Origin of the sequence: Streptomyces sp. NPDC058157 (assembly GCF_042884105.1) — a bacterium.
GTDB lineage: Bacteria > Actinomycetota > Actinomycetes > Streptomycetales > Streptomycetaceae > Streptomyces.
In genome coordinates this window covers 24,960-45,830 of the sequence record NZ_JBHVUQ010000037.1, presented here as the reverse complement: position 1 = coordinate 45,830, position 20,871 = coordinate 24,960, and the positions used below count along the sequence as shown (strand labels likewise).

The 20,871-nt window shown below is 70.9% G+C and carries 25 protein-coding genes; 20 read left to right on the top strand and 5 right to left on the bottom strand.

Annotated elements, in window-relative coordinates:
• Window positions 1–71 precede the first annotated feature (71 nt).
• Genes ACFVXK_RS12485 through ACFVXK_RS12475 form a run of 3 tightly spaced genes read left to right on the top strand, consistent with a single transcriptional unit; the run spans window position 72 to window position 1,139 of the window.
• On the top strand, window positions 72–290 hold the full coding sequence (locus ACFVXK_RS12485) for a hypothetical protein (RefSeq protein WP_389611477.1): 219 nt from the start codon (window positions 72–74) through the stop codon (window positions 288–290).
• Between the two features lie 49 nt (window positions 291–339).
• Window positions 340–780 carry a ribonuclease domain-containing protein gene (locus ACFVXK_RS12480; RefSeq protein WP_389611476.1) on the top strand — a complete coding sequence of 147 codons (441 nt, stop codon included), beginning with the start codon at window positions 340–342 and terminating at the stop codon, window positions 778–780.
• Entirely contained in the window at window positions 777–1,139 is a 363-nt protein-coding gene (locus ACFVXK_RS12475; RefSeq protein WP_389611475.1) for a barstar family protein, read from the top strand. Before ACFVXK_RS12480 ends, ACFVXK_RS12475 begins: the two co-directional genes overlap by 4 nt.
• 60 nt (window positions 1,140–1,199) lie before the next feature.
• Here the strand turns inward: ACFVXK_RS12475 and ACFVXK_RS12470 are convergent, their stop codons facing one another.
• From ACFVXK_RS12470 to ACFVXK_RS12450, 5 genes are all read right to left on the bottom strand, one after another.
• A complete protein-coding gene (locus ACFVXK_RS12470; RefSeq protein ID WP_389611474.1) occupies window positions 1,200–1,676 on the bottom strand; it encodes a group II truncated hemoglobin in 477 nt (158 codons plus the stop codon).
• On the bottom strand, window positions 1,673–2,002 hold the full coding sequence (locus ACFVXK_RS12465) for a putative quinol monooxygenase (RefSeq protein ID WP_385526576.1): 330 nt from the start codon (window positions 2,000–2,002) through the stop codon (window positions 1,673–1,675). The genes ACFVXK_RS12470 and ACFVXK_RS12465 overlap by 4 nt, the downstream gene beginning before the upstream one ends.
• 76 nt (window positions 2,003–2,078) lie before the next feature.
• A complete protein-coding gene (locus tag ACFVXK_RS12460) occupies window positions 2,079–2,570 on the bottom strand; it encodes a hypothetical protein (RefSeq protein ID WP_389611473.1) in 492 nt (163 codons plus the stop codon).
• A gap of 61 nt (window positions 2,571–2,631) precedes the next feature.
• Window positions 2,632–4,281, bottom strand: a complete 1,650-nt coding sequence (locus ACFVXK_RS12455; RefSeq protein ID WP_389611483.1) for an FAD-dependent oxidoreductase — start codon at window positions 4,279–4,281, stop codon at window positions 2,632–2,634.
• An 86-nt stretch (window positions 4,282–4,367) separates the two neighbouring features.
• On the bottom strand, window positions 4,368–4,640 hold the full coding sequence (locus ACFVXK_RS12450; protein WP_389611472.1) for a UBP-type zinc finger domain-containing protein: 273 nt from the start codon (window positions 4,638–4,640) through the stop codon (window positions 4,368–4,370).
• A gap of 275 nt (window positions 4,641–4,915) precedes the next feature.
• On the opposite strand from ACFVXK_RS12450, the gene ACFVXK_RS12445 reads away from it, so the two are divergent.
• The 17 genes from ACFVXK_RS12445 to ACFVXK_RS12365 all read left to right on the top strand — a co-directional run bounded on the left by ACFVXK_RS12445 (window position 4,916) and on the right by ACFVXK_RS12365 (window position 20,855).
• Complete coding sequence (locus ACFVXK_RS12445; protein ID WP_389611471.1) at window positions 4,916–5,740, top strand: type 1 glutamine amidotransferase domain-containing protein; 825 nt, start codon at window positions 4,916–4,918, stop codon at window positions 5,738–5,740.
• 19 nt (window positions 5,741–5,759) lie between these two features.
• The gene (locus ACFVXK_RS12440) at window positions 5,760–7,406 is read left to right on the top strand and encodes a thiamine pyrophosphate-binding protein (protein ID WP_389611469.1); all 1,647 of its coding nucleotides are present in this window, start codon (window positions 5,760–5,762) and stop codon (window positions 7,404–7,406) included.
• Window positions 7,407–7,440: 34 nt separating this feature from the next.
• Window positions 7,441–7,872, top strand: a complete 432-nt coding sequence (locus tag ACFVXK_RS12435; RefSeq protein WP_389611468.1) for a nuclear transport factor 2 family protein — start codon at window positions 7,441–7,443, stop codon at window positions 7,870–7,872.
• 13 nt (window positions 7,873–7,885) lie between these two features.
• Complete coding sequence (locus tag ACFVXK_RS12430) at window positions 7,886–8,341, top strand: nuclear transport factor 2 family protein (protein ID WP_389611467.1); 456 nt, start codon at window positions 7,886–7,888, stop codon at window positions 8,339–8,341.
• 16 nt (window positions 8,342–8,357) lie between these two features.
• Complete coding sequence (locus ACFVXK_RS12425) at window positions 8,358–8,729, top strand: nuclear transport factor 2 family protein (RefSeq protein WP_389611466.1); 372 nt, start codon at window positions 8,358–8,360, stop codon at window positions 8,727–8,729.
• 14 nt (window positions 8,730–8,743) lie between these two features.
• Complete coding sequence (locus ACFVXK_RS12420) at window positions 8,744–10,348, top strand: GMC family oxidoreductase (protein ID WP_389611465.1); 1,605 nt, start codon at window positions 8,744–8,746, stop codon at window positions 10,346–10,348.
• The gene (locus ACFVXK_RS12415; protein WP_389611464.1) at window positions 10,341–10,952 is read left to right on the top strand and encodes a DJ-1/PfpI family protein; all 612 of its coding nucleotides are present in this window, start codon (window positions 10,341–10,343) and stop codon (window positions 10,950–10,952) included. The genes ACFVXK_RS12420 and ACFVXK_RS12415 overlap by 8 nt, the downstream gene beginning before the upstream one ends.
• Entirely contained in the window at window positions 10,952–11,398 is a 447-nt protein-coding gene (locus tag ACFVXK_RS12410; protein ID WP_389611463.1) for a VOC family protein, read from the top strand. The genes ACFVXK_RS12415 and ACFVXK_RS12410 overlap by 1 nt, the downstream gene beginning before the upstream one ends.
• Before the next feature lies 1 nt (window position 11,399).
• Entirely contained in the window at window positions 11,400–13,223 is a 1,824-nt protein-coding gene (locus tag ACFVXK_RS12405; protein ID WP_389611462.1) for an AGE family epimerase/isomerase, read from the top strand.
• Window positions 13,224–13,263: 40 nt separating this feature from the next.
• Window positions 13,264–13,608 (top strand): STAS domain-containing protein, encoded by a 345-nt coding sequence (locus ACFVXK_RS12400; protein ID WP_344159520.1) that lies wholly within the window; start codon window positions 13,264–13,266, stop codon window positions 13,606–13,608.
• The gene (gene glgX, locus ACFVXK_RS12395; RefSeq protein ID WP_389611461.1) at window positions 13,605–15,737 is read left to right on the top strand and encodes a glycogen debranching protein GlgX; all 2,133 of its coding nucleotides are present in this window, start codon (window positions 13,605–13,607) and stop codon (window positions 15,735–15,737) included. Before ACFVXK_RS12400 ends, glgX begins: the two co-directional genes overlap by 4 nt.
• Window positions 15,738–15,753: 16 nt before the next feature.
• Complete coding sequence (locus ACFVXK_RS12390) at window positions 15,754–16,065, top strand: STAS domain-containing protein (protein ID WP_389611460.1); 312 nt, start codon at window positions 15,754–15,756, stop codon at window positions 16,063–16,065.
• Window positions 16,066–16,082: 17 nt separating this feature from the next.
• Window positions 16,083–16,547, top strand: a complete 465-nt coding sequence (locus ACFVXK_RS12385; RefSeq protein ID WP_389611459.1) for an ATP-binding protein — start codon at window positions 16,083–16,085, stop codon at window positions 16,545–16,547.
• Window positions 16,529–17,788: a PP2C family protein-serine/threonine phosphatase gene (locus ACFVXK_RS12380; protein ID WP_389611458.1), complete on the top strand. Its 1,260-nt coding sequence runs from the start codon at window positions 16,529–16,531 to the stop codon at window positions 17,786–17,788. Before ACFVXK_RS12385 ends, ACFVXK_RS12380 begins: the two co-directional genes overlap by 19 nt.
• Window positions 17,788–18,534, top strand: coding sequence for an AAA family ATPase (locus tag ACFVXK_RS12375; protein WP_389611457.1), 747 nt, complete (start codon window positions 17,788–17,790; stop codon window positions 18,532–18,534). The genes ACFVXK_RS12380 and ACFVXK_RS12375 overlap by 1 nt, the downstream gene beginning before the upstream one ends.
• 69 nt (window positions 18,535–18,603) lie before the next feature.
• Window positions 18,604–19,344 carry a type 1 glutamine amidotransferase domain-containing protein gene (locus ACFVXK_RS12370; RefSeq protein ID WP_389611456.1) on the top strand — a complete coding sequence of 247 codons (741 nt, stop codon included), beginning with the start codon at window positions 18,604–18,606 and terminating at the stop codon, window positions 19,342–19,344.
• Window positions 19,345–19,370: 26 nt separating this feature from the next.
• On the top strand, window positions 19,371–20,855 hold the full coding sequence (locus ACFVXK_RS12365) for an aldehyde dehydrogenase family protein (protein ID WP_389611455.1): 1,485 nt from the start codon (window positions 19,371–19,373) through the stop codon (window positions 20,853–20,855).
• The last annotated feature ends 16 nt before the right edge of the window (window positions 20,856–20,871 follow it).

The following is a 20,871-nucleotide window of genomic DNA, read 5'->3' as shown; positions in this document are numbered from 1 at the left end:
CGCGAATGGTGCTGCAATCGAGACCGTCGGAGGCGGCCCCCGGGAGGCCCCGTGGGCGCATACTGACGTCAATGACCAAATCAGCAGTACCTCGCCGCCATTTGCCGTCCAGCCCGTTCAGGGCGCCCGTGGAACCGCCGGTGAGGCGGTTCGGCGTGGGTGACCGCGTCAGTCACGACCAGCACGGCCTCGGCCGGGTCATCGGAGTCGAGGAAGAGGCCGTCCTCGTCGACTTCGGGTCCGTGCAGAAGCGCGTCCTGAGCCCCTACGGCAAGATGTCCCTCCTCTGACCCCGCCGGGCGATTCGCCACCGAATCGGATGTTTGGCACGATCAGGGCATGATCCTCAGGAGCGTGCCCCGGTCGTTGTCGCGCGTGCTCGGGGCCCTGTTCCTGTGCGCCGCGCTGACCGCCGCCCTGGGGGGCTGCGGCGGCGGGGCCGCCCCGGCGCGGCCGTCGTCCGCCGCGGGCACCGCCGCCCCCGCCCCCGCCTGGGCCAAGGGGATGGCCACCGTACGGGCCGACGCGCTGCCCCCGCAGGCCCGCGAGGTGCTCGCGCTGATCGACAAGGGCGGCCCGTACCCGTACCGGCAGGACGGGACCGTCTTCGGGAACTTCGAGAAGGTCCTGCCGAAGCAGAAGCGCGGCTACTACCACGAGTACACGGTCAGGACCCCGGGGTCGCGTGACCGCGGCGCCCGCCGGATCATCACCGGCGGGGGCGGGGAGTTCTACTACACGGACGACCACTACGAGACCTTCAAGGCGGTCCTCCGATGACCCTCGCCCCGCAGCCGCTCGCCCCCGCCCTGGCCGCCGCCGAGGAGGCCGGCTGGACGACCCTGCGGCTGGACCTGGACGGGGTGCGCGGCAAGGCGGCCCTGATGCGGCGCTGCGCGTCGGCGCTGCGGGTGCCGGAGTGGTTCGGCGGCAACTGGGACGCGCTGGCCGACGCCCTGGTCGACCTGTCCTGGCTGCCGGATGCCCCCGGGCGGCTGCTGGCGGTGACCTCCTGGCGCGGGTACGCCGCCGAGCGGACCGAGGACTGGGAGACGCTCGGGGAGGTCCTGGAGGAGGCCGTGGACTTCTGGCGGGGGCAGGAGGGGGCGCCGCCGCTCACGGTGGTCCTGGCGCGCTGACCGGGGGCCGCGGGACGTGCGGCAGGCCCCGCGCCCGTCCGGGCCGCGGGGCCTGCTCGTTCACTCGTCCTTCGCCTTCGGGATCCACGGCGGGGTCTGGCCCCAGGACCAGACCGGGATCTTGGCCGCGTCCACCGGAGGCGGGTTGGGGCCGGAGTAGATCAGGGCCATCCGGGTGCCCCACTCGATGTAGTAGACGAACACCGCCCGGAACTCGGGGTCCGTCGGGAGGCCGACCTCGTCGGCGGTGTCCAGCAGCAGGTCCACCCAGCGGCGGCGCTGCCGCTCGGTGATGCCGCGTCCCAGGTGCTTGGTGGCCATGTGCATGTGGCCGCCGTGGTGTGCCGAGTAGTCGGCCGGGCCGCCGAAGACCTCCGACAGCCAGACCGCGACGTGCTGCGGGTGCTCCGCGTCCATGCCCGCGAAGACCGGGGCCAGGACCTCGTCCTGCAGGGCGTGGCCGTAGAACACGTCGGTGAGGCGGCGCATGGCCTCCGCGCCGCCCATCCACTCGTAGATCGTGGGCGTGGTGCTCATGACTGTCCGGCGGCCTTCCCCGGGCCGACCACGTCGGTGACGGCGTAGTGCTGCATCTCCTCGATGTTCGTCACGTACGGGCGGATCGCCTGGAAGAACGCCGGGAAGTGCTCGCCCTTGCGGAAGCCGTTGAGGTGGGCGTCGACCGAGGTCCAGCGGATCCGCAGGATGTACCGCTCGGTGTCCTCGGTGTTGTGCGCCAGCTCGTAGTCGATGCACTCGGGCGAGGCGGCCAGGGCCTCGGCCGCGCGGGCGTACGACTCCTCGAAGGCCTGCTGGTCCTGCGAGGCGATCCGGTAGCGGATGTACTCGACGGTGGTGGTCATGGTGTGCGTGCCTCTCCCTGGGATCAGGTCGTCCCGGATACTTTCCGGGATCATCAGTGCCCGGTGGGGATTTCCGTCACTCCGGCTGAGACTTCTGGATGTCGGGGCCCTGCGCGCGCACCTGGCGGACCTTGTCGAGGGACTCGCGCAGCTCCCGCAGCCACTCGTCGGTGTTCTCCCCGACCAGGCGCACGCACCAGGCCAGGGCGTCCGCCCGGCTGCGCGCCACCCCGCCGGCGACCAGGGTGTCGAGGACCTGGCGCTCGGACTGGCGCAGCCGGGTCATGACGGGGACCGCGAGGTGGGTGAAGAGGACGGTCTCCTCACCCGACTTCACCCCCCAGGCGACCTTGCGGCGGTAGAGCTCCTCGGCCTCGCGGGCCACCTCCATGCGCTGCTCGCGGGTGCGCTCGCGGAACTCCTTGACCGACTCGGAGGCCGGGACGGCCCCGACGACGGTGATCTCCTCCCGGTCGACGGTGACCGAGACGAGGGACTCGTAGACGTCCACCGGCAGGCGCTCGGCGAACCACGCGCGGAGCTTCTCGCTCCGTTCGGCTGTAATCATGTAATCAACGTTGCATCCGGTCTCCCCGTGATCGCAAGGGCCGGGGCGTTCGCTCTCGGCGTCAGCCCATCGAGCGGTAGCGGTGGATCAGCGAGACCGCCATCGCCCCCTCGCCCACGCCGGAGGCGACCCGCTTGACCGAGTGGGCCCGCACGTCGCCCGCCGCGAACACCCCGGGGACGCTGGTCTCCAGCGGATAGGGGGCGCGCTCCAGGCTCCACTCCGCCGGCAGCTCCCCGCCGTTGGCGATCAGGTCGGAGCCGGTGAGGACGAAGCCGTACTCGTCGCGCTCCACCACCCCCGACAGCCAGTCGGTGTGCGGGCGGGCCCCGATGAACGTGAACATGAACCGGGCCGGGACCTCCCGGTCCTCGCCGGTGTCCGCGTCGTGCAGGGTGATCCGCTCCAGGTGCTCCCCGCCGTCCAGGGCGGTGACGGTCGTGCGGACCTTCACCTCGATGTTCGGGGTGCGCTCGATCTCGTCGATCAGGTAGCGGGACATGCTCGCGTCCAGGGAGGCCGCGCGGACCAGGATGGTCACCCGGGCCGCGTACTTGGCGAAGTGCACCGCCGCCTGCCCGGCCGAGTTGGCCCCGCCCACGATGAACACGTGCTGGGAGATGCAGGCCGAGCTCTCCGTGGTCGCCGCCCCGTAGTACAGGCCCGCGCCCTCGAAGCGGTCCGCGCCGGGGGCCTCCAGGCGGTTGTAGGAGACCCCGGTCGCCAGCAGCACCGTCTCCGCGCTGATCTCCGTCCCGTCCGCCAGGGTCAGGATCTTCGCCGGGTCGTCCCGGGTGAGGGAGACCACCTCCACCGGGTGCAGGATCTCCGCGCCGAAGCGGGAGGCCTGGATGGTGGCCCGGCGGGTCAGGTCCCCGCCGGAGAGGCCCGAGGGGAAGCCGAGGTAGTTCTCGATCAGGCTGGAGGTGCCGGCCTGGCCGCCCGGGGCGCGGGAGTCCAGCATCAGCGTGGACAGCCCCTCGGAGGCCGCGTACACCCCGGCTGCCAGGCCCGCCGGGCCGGCGCCGACGATCACGCACTCGTAGTGCGGGCGGGAGGCGGTGGTGGACAGGCCGAGGCGCCGGGCGAGTTCCGTGTCGGTCGGGGCGGAGAGCACCGAGCCGTCCGGGAAGCGCACCAGCGGCAGCGCCGCCCCCGCCTGCGCGTCGGCGATCACCGTCAGCGCCTCGGGGTCCCGCTCCACGTTCAGGAAGCGGAACGGCTGCCCGTTGCGGGTGAAGAAGTCCCGCACGGCGTGGGTGCCGGGGGAGACCAGGTGGCCCGCGACGATGATCCCGTCGTAGGCCGGCCGGTAGGTGGCCAGCCAGTCCGAGAGCAGGTCGTCCAGGACCGGGAACAGCCGCTCGTGCGGCGGGTCCCAGGGCTTGAGCAGGTAGTAGTCCAGCCGGACCCGGTTGATGGCGGTGATGGCCGCGTCCGTCTCCGCGTACGCCGTCAGCAGCACCCGCCGGGCGTCCGGGAACCGGCTGACCGCCTCCAGCAGGAACTCCACCCCGGTGACGTCGGGCATCCGCTGGTCGACGAGGAACAGCGCGGGGTCGTGGCCGCGCTCGTCGAGGGAGTCGAGGATCTTCAGGGCGTCGGCGGCGGAGGAGGCGCCGAGCACCCGGTAGCGGTCGCCGTACGCGCTGCGCAGGTCCCGGCGGACCGCCCGCAGCACCTGCGGGTCGTCGTCCACCGCCAGGATCACGGGCTTGCGGCTCTCGGCCCGCTCGGGGGCGGCCGCAGCGCTCGTGGCCGGGGTTGCGGGGGAGGCGGGGCTCCCCTGGGCGGCGCTCACGCCGGCTCCAGCATCAGCTGGTCGGCGTAGCACCAGGCCCAGTCCTCACCGGGCTCGTGCGAGGCCGCGATCGGGTGGGCCGTCGCCCGGTAGTGCCGGGTGGCGTGCTTGTTCTTCGAGGAGTCGCAGCATCCGACGTGCCCGCAGCTCAGGCACATGCGCAGGTGCACCCAGACGTCCCCCAGACGCAGGCACTCCTCGCAGCCGTCCGCCGATGGCTTCACCGGACGTATCTGGTCGACGTGTGTGCACAACAGGTCCTTCGTCATCGTCCCCGTCCCTCTCCTCACGCACTCCTGACCCGGCGCGCCCGACCGTCACGGCGCGTCCAGACCATAAAACGGGGATCTTGAAATGGTTCAGCGATCCGGCCGAGGTCAGGAAGTCCGGCGCGTACTTCCTGACCTCGCCGGACTACTAGGTGAGGTGCCGCCACGACCTTGCCCGCTACCTCACGAAGTCGCATTCCGGCCCTTTGACGGGGGCTCCGGGCGCACGCAGTGTGGTGGACGCAAACGACAACAGGCCGCGCCTGGAGGAATCCGTGAGCAGAAAGATTCTGGTCATTGTCTCCGAACACGGTTACTGGTCCGAGGAACTGATCGGTCCCGTTTCGAAGTTCGACGAGCAGGGCTACGAGATCACATTCGCCACGCCGACCGGAAAGCGTGCGCACGCGCTTCCGCCGAGCCTCGACCCGAACTTCGTCGACCCTCCGCTCGGCCGCTCGGTCACCTCGGAGGAGAACGCCCGGCTGGGCCGGGAGTTCGAGCAGTCGAGCCGCCTCGACTCGCCCCTCGACATCGAGGCGTGGGTGCCGGAGCGCCCGTACACGAGCGACGGCGAGTACCTGCGCAAGCTGGAGCAGTACCACCGGGACCTGGAGAAGCTCGAGGCCGACATCGCCGGCTACGACGCGATCCTGATCGTAGGCGGCAGTGGTCCCATCGTCGACCTCGCCAACAACGAGCGGGTCCACGCCCTGATCCTGGCCTTCAAGAACGCCGGCAAGGTCGTGGCCGCCGAGTGCTACGGCGTCGCCTGCCTGGCCTTCGCCCGCGACTGGGGCGACCGCAAGAGCATCATCTGGGGCAAGCACGTCACCGGCCACTGCAAGGAGTACGACTACAAGGACGGCACCGGATTCCTCGGCACCGACTTCAACATGGGCCCGCCGCCGTACCCGCTGGAGTACATCCTGCGCGACGCGACCGGCCCGCGCGGCGCCTATCACGGGAATTTCGGCCACCCGCTGTCGGTGATAGTCGACTACCCCTTCGTCACCGGCCGCTCCACCCCCGACTCGTACCTCACGGGGCAGAAGATCGTGGAAGTCCTGGAGAACGGTCTCACCCGTTACGGGTGGTAGGGGAATGAGGGGGAGTCCGATGAATTCCGAAGCCACTCCCGGACGGGAAAGGCTGATCGAGCAGTTCAAGGCCGACGGCCTGACGGTGATGTTCGGAAATCCGGGAACGGTGGAACAGGGATTCCTCGACGCGGTCGACGCGGCGGCGGACTTCCAGTACGTCCTGGCCCTCCAGGAGACCGTGGCCGCCGGCATCGCCGACGGCTACGCCCGGGCCACCGGGGGCGCGGCCCTGCTCCAGCTGCACTCCGGGGTGGGGCTGGGCAACGGCATCGGCATGCTCTACCAGTCGCTGCGCGGCCACACCCCGCTGGTCGTGGTCGCCGGCGACGCCGGGGTGCGCTACGACGCCATGGACGCCCAGATGGCTTCCGACCTGGTGGCCATGGCCAAACCCGTCACCAAGTACGCGACCCGGGTCACCGACCCCCGGTCCGTGCTGCGCACGATCCGGCGGGCCGTGAAGATCGCCCTCACCCCGCCGCGCGGCCCGGTGTTCGTGGCCCTGCCCATGGACGTGCTGGACGAGCTCAACTCCGAGCCCGTCCTGCCCGCCACTGTGCCGCTCACCGACGTGGCGCCCTCCCCGGCCTCGGTGGGCCGGGCGGCCGAGCTGCTCGCCTCCGCCGAACGCCCGGTGGTCCTCGTCGGGGACGGGGTCGCGCTCTCCGGGGCGCAGGCCGAACTCGTCGCCGTCGCCGAGCTGCTGGGCGCCGACGTGTACGAGGTCGACTCCTCCGAGGTGAACATCGCGGCCTCGCACCCGCTGCGCCGCGGCCAGACCGGCCACATGTTCGGCCCGCACAGCAAGGAGCTGGTCGGGGAGGCCGACGGGGTGCTGATCGTCGGCACGTACGTCTTCCCCGAGGTGTTCCCCGAACTGGAGAACCCCTTCCGGCCCGGCGCCAAGGTCGTCCACATCGACCTGAACGCCTACGAGATCGCCAAGAACCACCCCGTCGACCTCGGGCTGGCCGCCGACCCGCGCCAGGCGCTGCGCGCGCTGGCCGGCGTACTGGAACAGCGGCTGACCCCGCAGCGGCGGGCGGCGGCGGCCGCACGGCTGGACGCACGCACCCGGGAACGGGCCCGGGCCGCCCGGCAGGCCGCGCCGGACGACGACACGCCGATGGCCGTCTTCCTGCGGACCCTGGCCGAACGCACCCGCGGGGACCTGATCGTCTTCGACGAGGCGCTCACCACCTCCCCGCTGGTCACCCGGTACCTGCCGCCCGAACGCCCGGGCGACTACCACCTCACCCGGGGCGGCTCGCTGGGCGTGGGCTTCCCCGGAGCGGTCGGCGCCAAGCTGGCCCGCCCGGACCGGCTCGTCGTCGGCTTCGCGGGCGACGGCGGGTCCATGTACACCTACCAGGCGCTGTGGACGGCGGTCCGGCACGGGATCGACGCCAAGTTCGTGGTCTGCAACAACCGCAAGTACCGGCTGCTCGACGACAACATCGCCCAGTACTGGCGCGAACGGGACATCGCCGAACACCCCTTCCCGGGCTCCTTCGACCTCTCCCGCCCCGAGATCGACTTCGCGGGGCTGGCCCGGGCGCTGGGCGCCGACGGGACCCGGGTGGAGAAGCCGGACGAGGCGGCGGCCGCCGTGGACCGGATGCTGGCCCACCCCGGCCCGTTCCTCGTCGACGTCCAGATCTGAACCGACCGGACCACACCGAACAGGAGGAGACCGCATGCCCGCCGAGCGGCTGACCGAGGACGCGATCCGCACCTTCGCCGAGAACTGGTACGTGGCCCTGGACCGCCACCTCCCGCTGGAGCAGGTCCTCGCCCTCGTCACCGAGGACCTGGAGTTCAAGGTCCCCGAGGACACCTTCCTCGGCCACCAGGGCTTCGGCCGCTGGTACGAGGCCGTCACGAACCGCTTCTTCGACGAGGTGCACACGGTCACCAAGGTGGAGCCGGTCGTCGAGGGGGACCGGGCGATCGTCCGCGTCCTCGTCAACTGGCAGGCCAAGATCTGGGACGCGCCGGCCGCCCGCAGCCAGTGGCTCGGCTTCGACGCCGACCAGACCTGGACCGTCGTGGCGGGCGAGGACGGCCCGCTGATCAAGCAGTACACCGTCAACGAACTGGCGCCGATGCCCGGTTCGGGCTCGCTCTGAGAGGGCCGGGCCGATGACCGAAGTGACCCGCGAGCGGGTCGAGGCCGCCTACCGCGCCCTCGGCTCCGGAGACCGCGCCCGCATCCTGGAGTACTACTCCGAGGACCTGCGCTGGCTGGTGCCCGGCAACCACCCGCTGGCCGGCTGGTACGAGAGCCTGGACGCCTTCCTGGAGCTGATGGGCCAGACCCACAAGCTCACCGGCGGCACCTTCCGCATGGAGCTGGAGGCGGTCCTGACCGGGCCGGACTGCAGCGCCGACGTCTGCCGCAACACCGCCCTGCGGGACGGCGCGGACCCGGCGAGCGGCTCCCCGTACGAGCGGATGGACTACCCGGTCTTCCACTTCATGAAGTGGCGCGACGGGCGGGTCGTCGAGGGCCGCGACGGCCTCTTCGGGGACACGGCCAGTGCCTTCAGCCAGTTCTGGGCGCCCTTCGCGCCCGACGGCACCCGCAGGGACCGATAGGGGGGATGAGAGACCGATGGACGCGCGAGACGTACTGACCAAGTACTACGAGTACGCCAACGCCGGCGACTGGGACCGCTGGTGCGACCTGTTCACCGAGGACCAGGTCATGGACGAGCAGCTCGCCGGACACATCGAGGGCCTGGAGACCCTGCGCTCGATGATGAAGGGCATGGGGGCCATGTACCGGGTCTTCCGCAACGAGCCCGTGCACTTCCTGGTCGACGGGGAGAAGGCCGCGGCCGTCTCCCACATCACGGCGGTCAGCCCCTCCGGGCAGGCCATCGAGGCCGAGGTGATGAACTTCTTCCGGATCGTGGACGGCCGGATCGCCTACATGGCGAACTTCCACGACACCGTTCCCTTCCAGGTGCTGAGCCAGGACTGAGGGGAACCGGACCCGTGGCCACAGAGCAGTACGACTACGTGATCGTCGGCTCCGGCACCGCCGGCAGCGTCCTCGCGAACCGCCTCTCCGCCGACCCGGACGTCTCCGTCCTGGTCCTGGAGGCCGGCGGCAACCGCATCCCGCCCGAGGTGGACGACCCGTCCTCCTGGTACAAGCTGCTCGGCGGGCCCGTCGACTGGGGCTACACCAGCGTCCCGCAGCCGGGCCTGGGCGGCCGGCGGACCTACGAGCCGCGCGGCAAGGCCCCCGGCGGCAGCAGCAACCTCTACATCATGATGCACATCCGGGGCCACGCCTCGGACTTCGACAACTGGGCCTACCAGGGCGCGGCCGGCTGGGCGTACGAGGACGTGCTCCCGTACTTCGCGCTCCTGGAGGACCAGGAGGACGCCACCGCCCCCACCACCGGCACCGGCGGCCCCCAGCGGGTCACCAACGCCGGCCGGCACGGCCCCAACCCGGTCTCCCGCGCCTTCATCGACGCCGCCGTCGAGCTCGGCCACCAGGAGATCGCCGACTTCAACACCGACGGCCCCCGGCGCGGCCTCTTCGGCACCGGCTGGCACCACGTCGACGTGGCCGACGGCCGCCGCCAGGGCACCCTGGCCGCCTACCTGGAGCCGGCCCTGGCCCGCCCCAACCTGACCCTGCGCACCAACGCGCAGACCACCCGGCTGCTCCTGGACGGGGACACCTGCACGGGCGTCGAGTACGTCCAGCTGCGGCCCCCGGCCGAGATCCCCGGCCGGACGGTACGGGACGGCCACAGTGCGGCGGCGGCCCCGGGGGCGCACACCGTACGGGCCCGCCGCGAGGTGATCGTGGCCGCCGGGGCGATCGAGTCCCCGAAGCTGCTGCTGCTCTCCGGCATCGGCCACCCCGAGCAGCTGCGCGAGCACGGCATCGAGGTCACCGAGGCCCTGCCCGGGGTCGGCGAGAACTTCCACAACCACGTCCTGACCGGGCTGATGGCCGAGGTCACCCAGGAACTCCCGGCGCCGGCGCAGAACCTGTCGGAGAGCGCGCTGTTCCTGTCCTCCCGGCCCGGACTGCCCGCCCCGGACCTGCAGATCGCCTTCGTCCACGTCCCCTTCGACGTGATCGTCGGACAGAACCACCCGAACACGGTGTCCATCCTCCCCGGCGTCGTCCGCCCGGTCTCGCGCGGCTCGATCAGGCTGGCGAGCGCCGACCCGCTCGCCCACCCGCTGATCGACCCGAACTACCTGGGCGACCGCTGGGACCTGGAGCGGATGGTGCAGGGCGTCAAGACCGCCCGGGAGATCTTCGCCACCTCCGCCTTCTCGCCCTGGTACAAGCAGGAGCTCCAGCCCGGGCCCGGCACCGTCTCCGACGAGGAGCTGCGGACCTTCGTCCGGCAGAAGGCGGAGAGCTACCACCACCAGGCCGGCTCCTGCCGCATGGGCGCCGACGACCTCGCCGTCGTCGACCCCGAGCTGCGGGTGCACGGCGTACGGAACCTGCGCGTCGTCGACGCCAGCGTCATGCCCGCCGTCCCGTCGGGCAACTGCCACACCGCCATCGCGATGATCGCCGAGCGCGCGGCGGACTTCCTGAGGGGGGTGTCCCGTGCCTGACGCCGTACTGCGCGAGGGCGCGCTGAGCGGGACCCGGATCGCGGTCCTGGTCGAGAGCGACTTCTACGAGCCCGAGATCTTCTACTACCAGCGCCGGTTCGCCGAGGAGGGGGCCGAGGTCGACTTCCTGACCCGGCTGTGGGGCAACGACTCCATCACCTTCTCCGGGCACGAGTACCGGGCGCCGTTCACCGCCGACAAGTCCCTGGAGGGGCTGGGCGACGAGGAACTGCGCCGCTACGCCGCCGTCATCGTGCCCTCCGGCATGGTGGCCGACCGGCTGCGCTACACCGAGGACGTGGACGTGCTGGCGCCCGCGACCGAGTTCCTGCGCCGGGCCTTCGAGGAGCCGACCGTCCTCAAGGGGATCATCTGCCACGGCATGTGGCTGGCCTCGTCCATCCCGGACAAGGTCCGCGGTCGCAAGGTGGTCTGCCACAACAACCTCGTCGGCGACGTCCGCAACATGGGCGCCGAGTACGTCGACGAGGACGTGGTGGTCGACGGCGACCTGGTCACCGGGCGCACCGGCGCCCACCACCACCTCTTCGCCCGCCGGATCATCGAGCTGCTCGCGGCGCGCCGGGGCCGGGGGAGCGCCTGATGGCCGGCGCCGGGCAGCGCGCGATGACCTGGTCGCACGTGGGGCTCAACTGCGCCGACCAGAAGAGCACCGAGGAGTTCTACACCCGGTACTTCGGCTTCACCCGGGCCCGGGTGGTCGACCTCGGGGAGGCCCGGATCGTGTTCCTGCGCAAGGGGGACGCGTACCTGGAACTCTTCGAGTCGCCGGTGGGCCCGGCCCGCCCGGCGCACGACGACGGACCGCCGGCCCCCGGCCGGATCCGTCACCTGGCCTTCCAGACGGACGACGTCGACGCGTTCCTCGCCGAACTGGGCGAGGCGGCCGACGTGACCCTGGGGCCGCTGGACTTCGACGACTTCATCTGCGGCTGGCGGACCGTGTGGGTCCGCGATCCCGACGGGGTGATCGTCGAGGTCAGTCAGGGATTCGAGGACGACCGCTCACACGACAAGGACGGTGCATGACATGGCGGGCACGCCCGGTTTCTCCTTCTCCGACACGATCGCGGGCTACGTCGTCCGCTTCGACTCCGCGTCGCGGACCCTGCGCCTGCGGACCGCCGACGACCGGGAGTTCGACGTCTCGCTCGCCTCGGGTCCCAGCGCCGAACTGGTGCGCAACCTGGACGAGCCCTACGTGGACGCCTCCGGGCACGTCGACGAGATGCTCTCGGCCGGCCGGTTCCTCTTCGCCTACGGGGTCCACTACCCCGAACAGGGCGGCCGCTTCGACGCCAAGCGGCTGGTGTTCCTGGGCCGCAGCGCCGAGGACTTCCGCTTCGAGGAGGCGGGCTGGTGGGTCAAGCAGATCGAGTCCCTCGCCGACTTCTACAAGCGGGCCCAGTTCGGTGACGGGCCGGTGGACTTCGACCGGTACCGCACCGAGATCCGGCTCGGCGGCGACAAGACCGCCAGCCACGTCCAGGAGACCGACACCATCTCCCGCCTGGTCTACGGCATGGCCTCGGCCTACCTGCTGACCGGCAAGGACGAGTACCTGGAGGTCGCCGAACGCGGCACCGAGTACCTGCGCAAGCACATGCGGGTCGTCGACAGCGAGGAAGACGTCGTCTACTGGTACCACGGCATCAGCGTCGACGGGGACAGCGAACGCAAGCTGTTCACCTCCGAGTTCTCCGACGACTACGACGCGATCCCGATGTACGAGCAGATCTACGCCCTGGCCGGCCCGATCCAGACCTACCGGGTCACCGGCGACGTCCGGATCAAGAACGACGCCGACGCCACCATCCGGCTGTTCGACAAGTTCTTCCTCGACCCGGAGCAGGGCGGGTACTTCTCGCACATCGACCCGATCCTCTTCAGCCCCGACCACGAGTCCCTCGGCGAGAACGCCGAACGCAAGAACTGGAACTCGGTCGGCGACCACGCGCCCGCGTACCTGATCAACCTGTACCTGGCGACCGGCGACCAGAAGTACGCCGACTTCCTCGAGTACACCTTCGACACCATCGCGGACAAGTTCCCGGACTACAAGAACAGCCCGTTCGTCCAGGAACGCTTCTTCCGCGACTGGTCCCACGACACCGCGCACAGCTGGCAGCAGAACCGCGCGGTCGTCGGGCACAACCTGAAGATCGCCTGGAACCTGATGCGGATGAACTCGCTGAAGGCCAAGCCCGCCTACGAGGAGCTCGCCCGCAAGATCGGCGAGATCATGCCGGCGGTCGGCAGCGACCTCCAGCGCGGCGGCTGGTACGACGTCGTGGAGCGGGTGAAGGACGGGGACCAGGAGTCGTACCGCTTCGCGTGGCACGACCGCAAGGCCTGGTGGCAGCAGGAGCAGGCGATCCTCGCCTACCTCATCCTGAACGGCACCGTCGGCGGCGAGGCGAACCTGCGCGAGGCACGCCAGGCGCAGGCCTTCTACAACACCTTCTTCCTCGACCACGACGAGGGAGCCGTGTACTTCAACGTGCTCGCCAGCGGCACGCCGTACCTGCTCGGCACCGAGCGGCTCAAGGGCAGCCACTCGATGTCCATGTACCACTCGGCGGAGCTGTGCTATCTCGCCGCCGTCTACAACAACCTGCTCATCAACGGCCGGGAGATGGACTTCCACTTCCAGCCCGACCCGGCCGACCTGCCGGGCCGGACCCTGCGCGTCTCGCCCGACCTGCTGCCCGCGGGCTCGGTGCGGATCGCGTCCGTGGAGATCGACGAGAAGCCGTACGAGGAATTCGACGCGGACGAGCTGACCGTCCACCTCCCCGACGTCCAGGGGCGGGTCAAGGTCAAGGTCCGGCTCCGGCCGGTGGCCCAGAAGTAATGCCCAACGGGGGGCGCCCCAACCAGAGGGGAAGCACGACATGAGCCTGAACCTGAAGGAACGCCGGAACAAGACGGGCACCGTGCTCGTCGCCACCGGCGAGATCAACAGCGAGACCTCCGGCACCCTGCTGGAGACCCTGCTGCCGCTGGTGCGCGAGGGCCGGCCGCTGCGCATCGACCTGACCGCCGTCACCTACGTCTCCAGCGCCGGCCTGCGCACCCTGCTGGTCGTCTACCGCGAGGCCCAGCACGCCGGCGTCGCCGTCACCCTGTACGGGGTGAGCGAGGAAGTGCGGTTCGTCATGTCGGCCACCGGCTTCCTCGACTTCTTCGAGACCGGCGAGGCCGCGGCCGCCGCCGGCCGGGCCAAGGCCGCGCGATGAGCGAGGCCCGCTCCGAACGAGTGCTGCGCGTGGACGCGTACCCGACCCACGAAGTGGGCGGGTACCGCGTCCGCGCGGGCAAGCCGTTCCCCTTCGGGGCCAACGTGGTCCCCGGCGGGGTCAGCTTCTCCGTCTTCTCCGACCAGGCCACCTCCATGACCCTGGTCATCTACAAGCGCGGAGAGCCCGAGCCGATGGCCGAGCTGGAATTCCCCGAGGAGTTCCGCACCGGCAGCGTCTTCTCCATGACGGTCTTCGGCCTCGACCACGAGAACATCGAGTACGGGTACCGGGCCGACGGCCCCTACGACCCGGCCACCGGCCACCGCTTCGACGCCCGCCAGGTCCTCTCCGACCCCTACGCCCGGCTGATCGCCGGCCGCGACGTGTGGGGCGTGGAGCCGGACCGCAGCCGCGGCTACCAGTACCGCTCGCGGGTGTGCCTGCAGGACTTCGACTGGGGCGACGACACCCCGCTGGGGATCCCCGCCGAGGACCTCGTCGTGTACGAGGCCCACGTGCGCGGCTTCACCCGGCACCCCTCCTCACAGGTCACCGCCCCCGGCACCTTCGCGGGGCTGCGGGAGAAGATCCCGTACCTCAAGGAGCTGGGCGTCAACTGCATCGAGCTGCTCCCCGTCTTCGAGTTCGACGAGAGCGACAACCCGCGCAGCAACCCGGAGACCGGCGAGAAGCTCTACGACTACTGGGGCTACAACACCGTCTCCTTCTTCGCGCCCAAGGCCGGCTACGCGGCCACCGGACGCTACGGGATGCAGGGCGACGAGTTCCGCACCCTCATCAAGGACCTGCACGCGGCCGGCATCGAGGTCATCCTCGACGTCGTCTTCAACCACACCGCCGAGGGCAACGAGCAGGGCCCCACCATCTCCTTCAAGGGGCTCGACAACGCCACGTACTACATGCTCACGCCCGAGGGGTACTACTTCAACTTCAGCGGCACCGGCAACACGGTCAACTGCAACCACCCCGTCGTGCGCAACTACGTGCTCGACTGCCTGCGCCACTGGGTCGCCGACTACCACGTCGACGGCTTCCGCTTCGACCTCGCGGCCATCCTCGGCCGGGACCTGGACGGCACCCCGCTGCCCAACCCGCCGCTGCTGGAGATGCTCGCCTTCGACCCCGTCCTGCGGCACACCAAGCTCATCGCCGAGGCCTGGGACGCGGGCGGCCTCTACGAGGTCGGCAACTTCCCGGCCTACGGCCGCTGGGCCGAGTGGAACGGCAAGTACCGCGACACCGTCCGGCGCTGGCTCAAGGGCGACCCCGGGGTCACCGGCGAGCTGGCCACCCGGATCGCGGGCTCGCCCGACCTCTACTCCAGCCGCGGCACCACCGCCTCCGTCAACTTCCTGACGGCCCACGACGGCTTCACCCTGGCCGACCTGGTCTCGTACAACGACAAGCACAACGAGGCCAACGGCGAGGGCAACAACGACGGGGCCAACGACAACAACAGCTGGAACTGCGGGGCCGAGGGCCCCACGGACGACCCCGAGGTCAACGCCCTGCGGCTGCGGCAGATGAAGAACGCCCTGGCCATCCTGCTCACCAGCCAGGGCATCCCGATGCTGCTCTCGGGCGACGAGGTCGCCCGCACCCAGCAGGGCAACAACAACACCTACTGCCAGGACAACGAACTGTCCTGGTTCGACTGGGACCAGGTCGACGACAACGCCGAACTGCTCCGCTTCACCCGCGAGATGATCGCCTTCCGGGGCCGCCACCGCGAGCTGCGCTCCACCACCCACCCCACCGGCCGGCTCCGCGACAGCCTCGGGCTGCCGGACATCAGCTGGCACGGGGAGCGGGCCTGGCAGCCCGACTGGTCGCCGGAGAGCCGCCTGATCGCGGTGGCCCGCTGCGGCACCGCCGACGAGGACGTGGTGTACGTCGCCATGAACTCGCACTGGGAGGCGCACGACCTGGAACTGCCCGCCCTGCCCCACGGCCGCAGCTGGCACCTGTTCGCCGACACCGGCGCCGAGGCCCCGCACGACATCCGCACGCCGGGCACGGAGCAGGAGCTCGACAACGCCGGCAAGTACCTGATCGGGCCGCGCTCGGTCGTGATCCTGGTCGGCCGCGCCAACGACCCCGAGTGACCGAAGGAGACCTGACATGCCGCTTTCCGTGTCCTTGAGCATCGAGGGCGACACCACCGTGATCGAACTGACGGGCGAGCTGGACGCCAAGACCGCGCCGGACTTCCACCAGACCATCGAGAAGGCCGCCGGCCACGGCACCAGCACCGTCGAGATACGGATGGCCGGCGTCGGCTACATGGCCAGCGCCGGGCTGCGCTCCCTGGTCTTCGCCCAGCAGAAGGTGGCGGACCACGTCACCATCAGGGTGGTCGGCGCCATCGAGCCCGTCTCGCGGACCATCCGCACGGCCGGACTCGACCGCAGCATCCAGCTCTCCGATGACTGAGCACGCGGCCCGGGCCGGTGAGTGACGTGGTCGAACTGGCGAGGAAGCCCGCCGTACTGGAGGTGCCCGCGACGCTGGGGGCACTGGGCGAGATCGCCGCGTTCGTCCTGCGGCTCGCCGCCCGGGCCCGCCTCGGCACCGGGGCGACGTACCGGATCCGGCTGGCCGTGGACGAACTGGCCACCAACATCGTGATGCACGGGTACCGGGGCGGCGAGGGACGGATCACCGTCCTGGGCCGCTCCGGTCCCGACGGGGTGCGGATCGTCATCGAGGACACCGCCCCCGCGTTCGACCCCGTCGCAGGCCGCCTGCCCCCCGCCCCCCGGGTCCCCCCGGAGCGGCGCAGGGTCGGCGGCCTCGGCATCCACCTGGCCCTGACCAGTGTGGATGCGTACACCTATGCCCACAGGGACGGCCGCAACATCAGCACGCTGACCGTCAAGGCCGAGGGGACGGACGCATGCCCTCCACGACCGTGATCATCCTCGACGTGCACCCGCTGCCCCCCGCCGAACTGCTCGAAGCGCTCCGGCTGATGGACGCGGAACTCGTCACCCCCACCCTTCCGCACCTGTTGCGCGGCCGCCTGGACGCGCTTCCCACCGGGGACGTGCTCCTGGTCCCCGCCGATACCGAAGCCGAGATCGTGCGCACGGTCGTGCGCCGGCTGCGCCGCTGGGCCGGGGCCCCGGTCGTGGTCGCCTGGACCGCGGGGGACTTCGCCGCCCTGGAGCGGCACGTCCGCCTCGGCCACGACTACCTCGTCCCGCCCTTCCTGCCCGCCCTGGTCGCGGCCCGGCTGCGCAGCTGCACCGAACGCGCCGGACTCGGCCGCACCGTGCAGGAGGCCGACGCCCGCGCCGAACTCATGGGCTACGAGAAGGAACTGGAGATCGGCCGGGAGATCCAGGCCGGCTTCCTGCCCGAATCGCTGCCCGTCCCCGCCGGCTGGGAGATCGACGTCCGCTTCCGGCCGGCCCGGCAGGTCGCCGGGGACTTCTACGACGTCTTCGAGATCTCCCGGGGCCGCAGACTGGCCCTCGTGGTCGCCGACGTCTGCGACAAGGGAGTGGGCGCCGCCCTCTTCATGGCGCTCATCCGCTCCCTGCTGCGCCACACCGCCGAGAACAGCGGCCTGCAGCACCTGATGGCCGCGGGCCGCACCGGCGGCAGCCGGCGCACCCCGGTGGTCGGCGCCACCCCGCTGCTCAACGCGGTCACCGCCACCAACGGCTACCTCACCCGCAACCACCTCAGGCAGGGCTACTTCGCCACCCTCTTCTTCGGGGTCCTGGACCCCCACACCGGCAGCCTCGTCTACATCAACGGCGGCCACAACCCGCCGCTGCTGCTCTCCGGCGACGGCTCCGGAACCCGGGCCCTGGAGGTCACGGGACCCGCGGTCGGGGTCCTGCCCGACTGCGTCTACACCCTCGGCTACGCCCAGCTCGACCCGGGCGACACGCTTTTCGCGTTCACCGACGGAGTGCCCGAGGCACGCTGCCCCGAAGGCTACTTCCTCGGTGACGACAGGATGCTCGAACTGCTCGCCGGCCCCCCGGCGAGCGGCCGGGACGTGGTCGACCTGATGGACCGGGCGGTGCGCGAGCACACCGGCACCGCCGAACAGCACGACGACGTCACCATGCTGGCCCTGCACCGGCCACGTGCGGCGCGGGGGCCGCATGCGGACGGCACGGGATACCGGGTGGTGGCGTGATGACCCGGACCATCGTGGTGCACTCGCACCGCGGCGGCACCGGCAAGTCCTCGGTCCTGGCCAACCTGGCGCTGCTGCTGGCAGCCGCCGGACGGCGGGTCGGGGTGGTGGACACGGACCTCCAGTCACCCACCCTGGACCTGCTGTTCGGGGTCGCTCCAGGCGCCGGATCGCTGGCCGACTACCTGCTCGGCCGCTGCGAGATCGAGGCCGCCGCCCGGCGGACCTCGGTGCCCGGCCTGTACGTCGTACCGGCCCGGACCGGGACGGCGGCCCTGCGGGAGCTGATGGCCACCGGGTACGACGTGGGGCTGCTCCCGGAGGGCTTCGAGCGGCTGGCGCGCAGCCACGCGCTGGACGTCCTGCTGCTCGACACGCACGCCGGGCTCAACAACGAGTCGGTGACCGCCATGGGCAGCGCCGACGTCGTCCTGATCATGACGAGGGCCGACCGGATCGACCTCTCCGGGGTCGAGGAGACCATCGCCCTCGCCGGGCGGCTGGCCTGCCGGCGCGCCCTGGTCCTGAGCATGGCGCCCGAGGGCGTCGACCACGAAGCCGTCCGCCGGCGCGCCGAGGAGGTATACGGCACCCCCCTGGCCGGAATCCTCCCGTACGTGCCGGAAATGGCGGCCCTCTACGGCGAACGCATATTCGCCGAAGCGTTCCCCGACCACCCCCTGGTCGGTGAATTCCGCACGATCCTCACGGCGTTGGACGCACGTGACGAAGTATCGCGGGCCTGACGTCGCCCCCTTACGCGCCTCCTGAGGGGCGTGTTGAATCGGCAGCGAATCCAGAACAAGGAGAGAATCATGAGGATTCTCGTCGTCTTGACGGCAAAGGCCACCCTCCACCTCCTGGACGGGGAGCAGCATCCCTCGGGCTTCTGGGCCGAGGAATTCGTGGTCCCCTACACCCTCTTCCAGGCCGCCGGCCACACCGTCGACGTGGCGACGATCGGGGGCGCCACCCCCACGGTCGACCAGACCAGCATCGACCCCCGGTTCCTGCAGTACGTCCGCCCGGCGGGCTCGCCCGACGAGGACGCCGCCAACGCGGCCGAGTACGTGCGCGTCATCGAGAGCGCCCCCCAGCTCCGCAGTCCCCTCGCCATCGAGTCCCTCGGCGAGAAGGACGTGGCCGGGTACGACGCCCTCTACATCAGCGGCGGCCACGGGGCCATCGGCGACCTGCCGAAGTCCGACGAACTGGCGCAGGTGCTGCGCTGGGCCATCGCCCAGGACAAGCCGATCGCCACCGTCTGCCACGGCCACACCTCCCTCCTCGCCCTGCGCGACGGGGAGGGCCGCTGGCCCTTCGAGGGCTACCGGATGACGGCGTTCTCCCACGAGGAGGAACTGGTCACCAACATGGCCGGCCGGCTCCCGCTGATCCTGGAGGCCGAGCTGACCAGACTCGGCGCCCGCTACGAGAAGGCCGACGCCATCTGGGACTCGCACGTCGTCGTCGACCGCAAGCTCACCACCGGCCAGAACCCCTACTCCTCCAAGGCCCTTGCCGAGACGTTCCTGCGGCAGCTCGACGAGGCCTAGCCCCCGCGACACCGGAAGGTGCAGCCATGACCAAGCGCGAGCTCAGCGGCCACCCGCTGGCCCACCCCGGGAAGCTGTTCATCGGCGGCCAGTGGGTCCCGGCCCGGGACGGCCGTACGGAACCGGACATCAGCCCGATCGACGGACAGGAGATCGTACCGGTGGCCCAGGCCGCCGCGACCGACGCGGACGCCGCCGTCGCGGCCGCCCGCACGGCGTACGAGGAGGGCCCGTGGAGCCGGCTGTCCGCCCAGGAGCGCGCGCTGCGGCTCAACCGCGTCGGTGAGCTGATCGAACGGGACCTGGAGGAGATCGCCCTGCTGGAGACGGTGGACATGGGCAAGCCGTTCGCCTTCTCCAGCACCGTCGACGCACCCATGGCCGCCCAGCTGATGCACTACTACGCGGGCGCGGTCACCAGGGTCGACGGCTCCTCCAGGGCTCCCGCCGGCGGTCAGCTCGCCTACACCCTGCGCGAGCCGCTGGGCGTGGTCTGCGCCATCACCCCGTTCAACTTCCCGCTGCTGCTGTCGATGACCAAGATCGCCCCGGCCCTCGCGGCCGGGAACACGGTCGTCCACAAGCCCTCCCCGGCCACCCCGCTCACCGCCCTGAAGATCGCCGAGCTGTTCCAGGAGGCGGAGATCCCCGACGGGGTGCTGAACGTGGTCACCGGACCCGGCGTGGAGCTGGGAGAGACCCTCACCGGCCACCCCGGCATCGACAAGATCGCCTTCACCGGCTCCACCGCCGTCGGACAGTCGATCATCCGCAAGTCGGCCGGCACCCTGAAGAAGGTCACGATGGAACTCGGCGGCAAGTCCGCCAACATCGTCTTCGCCGACGCCGACCTCGACGCCGCCGAGGAGCTCGCCTTCTTCGGCATCTACTACAACAAGGGCGAGATCTGCACGGCCGGTTCCCGGCTGCTGCTCCAGCGCCCCATCCACGACGAGCTGGTCGAACGCCTGGTCCGCCGGGCCGCCGCCCTCAAGCCCGGCGACCCGCGCGACCCGGAGACCCTCTTCGGGCCGCTGGCCCACCGCGCCCAGTTCGACAAGGTCAGCTCCTACATCGAGGTGGGCGAGAAGGAAGGCGCGCTGCTGCGCACCGGCGGCACCGGCTGGACCCCCGAGGGGGCCTCCAGCCAGGGCCTGTACTTCCTGCCCACCGTCTTCACCGGCGTCGACAACGGGATGCGGATCGCCCAGGAGGAGATCTTCGGCCCCGTCCTGTCGGTCATCCCCTTCGACACCGAGGAGGACGCCGTGCGCATCGCCAATGACAGCGCGTACGGCCTCGCCGCCGGTGTCCACACCAAGGACCTGCGCCGGGCCCACCGGGTCGCCTCCCAGATCAAGGCCGGCACCGTCTGGGTCAACTGCTACAACCAGTACGACCCCTCCGTCCCCTACGGCGGCTACAAGGCCTCCGGCTACGGCCGCGAGTGCGGCCCGGAGTCCCTGGAGAGCTACACCCAGACCAAGTCGGTCTGGATCGGCATGGACTGAACGGACCCGACGTCCG

Coding starts and splice junctions, on each gene's coding strand:
- ACFVXK_RS12485 (WP_389611477.1), top strand. CDS start 72: ATGACCAAATCAGCAGTACCTCGCCGCCATTTGCCGTCCAGCCCGTTC.
- ACFVXK_RS12480 (WP_389611476.1), top strand. CDS start 340: ATGATCCTCAGGAGCGTGCCCCGGTCGTTGTCGCGCGTGCTCGGGGCC.
- ACFVXK_RS12475 (WP_389611475.1), top strand. CDS start 777: ATGACCCTCGCCCCGCAGCCGCTCGCCCCCGCCCTGGCCGCCGCCGAG.
- ACFVXK_RS12470 (WP_389611474.1), bottom strand. CDS start 1,676: ATGAGCACCACGCCCACGATCTACGAGTGGATGGGCGGCGCGGAGGCC.
- ACFVXK_RS12465 (WP_385526576.1), bottom strand. CDS start 2,002: ATGACCACCACCGTCGAGTACATCCGCTACCGGATCGCCTCGCAGGAC.
- ACFVXK_RS12460 (WP_389611473.1), bottom strand. CDS start 2,570: ATGATTACAGCCGAACGGAGCGAGAAGCTCCGCGCGTGGTTCGCCGAG.
- ACFVXK_RS12450 (WP_389611472.1), bottom strand. CDS start 4,640: ATGACGAAGGACCTGTTGTGCACACACGTCGACCAGATACGTCCGGTG.
- ACFVXK_RS12440 (WP_389611469.1), top strand. CDS start 5,760: ATGAATTCCGAAGCCACTCCCGGACGGGAAAGGCTGATCGAGCAGTTC.
- ACFVXK_RS12435 (WP_389611468.1), top strand. CDS start 7,441: ATGCCCGCCGAGCGGCTGACCGAGGACGCGATCCGCACCTTCGCCGAG.
- ACFVXK_RS12430 (WP_389611467.1), top strand. CDS start 7,886: ATGACCGAAGTGACCCGCGAGCGGGTCGAGGCCGCCTACCGCGCCCTC.
- ACFVXK_RS12425 (WP_389611466.1), top strand. CDS start 8,358: ATGGACGCGCGAGACGTACTGACCAAGTACTACGAGTACGCCAACGCC.
- ACFVXK_RS12410 (WP_389611463.1), top strand. CDS start 10,952: ATGGCCGGCGCCGGGCAGCGCGCGATGACCTGGTCGCACGTGGGGCTC.
- ACFVXK_RS12405 (WP_389611462.1), top strand. CDS start 11,400: ATGGCGGGCACGCCCGGTTTCTCCTTCTCCGACACGATCGCGGGCTAC.
- ACFVXK_RS12400 (WP_344159520.1), top strand. CDS start 13,264: ATGAGCCTGAACCTGAAGGAACGCCGGAACAAGACGGGCACCGTGCTC.
- glgX (WP_389611461.1), top strand. CDS start 13,605: ATGAGCGAGGCCCGCTCCGAACGAGTGCTGCGCGTGGACGCGTACCCG.
- ACFVXK_RS12390 (WP_389611460.1), top strand. CDS start 15,754: ATGCCGCTTTCCGTGTCCTTGAGCATCGAGGGCGACACCACCGTGATC.
- ACFVXK_RS12380 (WP_389611458.1), top strand. CDS start 16,529: ATGCCCTCCACGACCGTGATCATCCTCGACGTGCACCCGCTGCCCCCC.
- ACFVXK_RS12375 (WP_389611457.1), top strand. CDS start 17,788: ATGACCCGGACCATCGTGGTGCACTCGCACCGCGGCGGCACCGGCAAG.
- ACFVXK_RS12370 (WP_389611456.1), top strand. CDS start 18,604: ATGAGGATTCTCGTCGTCTTGACGGCAAAGGCCACCCTCCACCTCCTG.
- ACFVXK_RS12365 (WP_389611455.1), top strand. CDS start 19,371: ATGACCAAGCGCGAGCTCAGCGGCCACCCGCTGGCCCACCCCGGGAAG.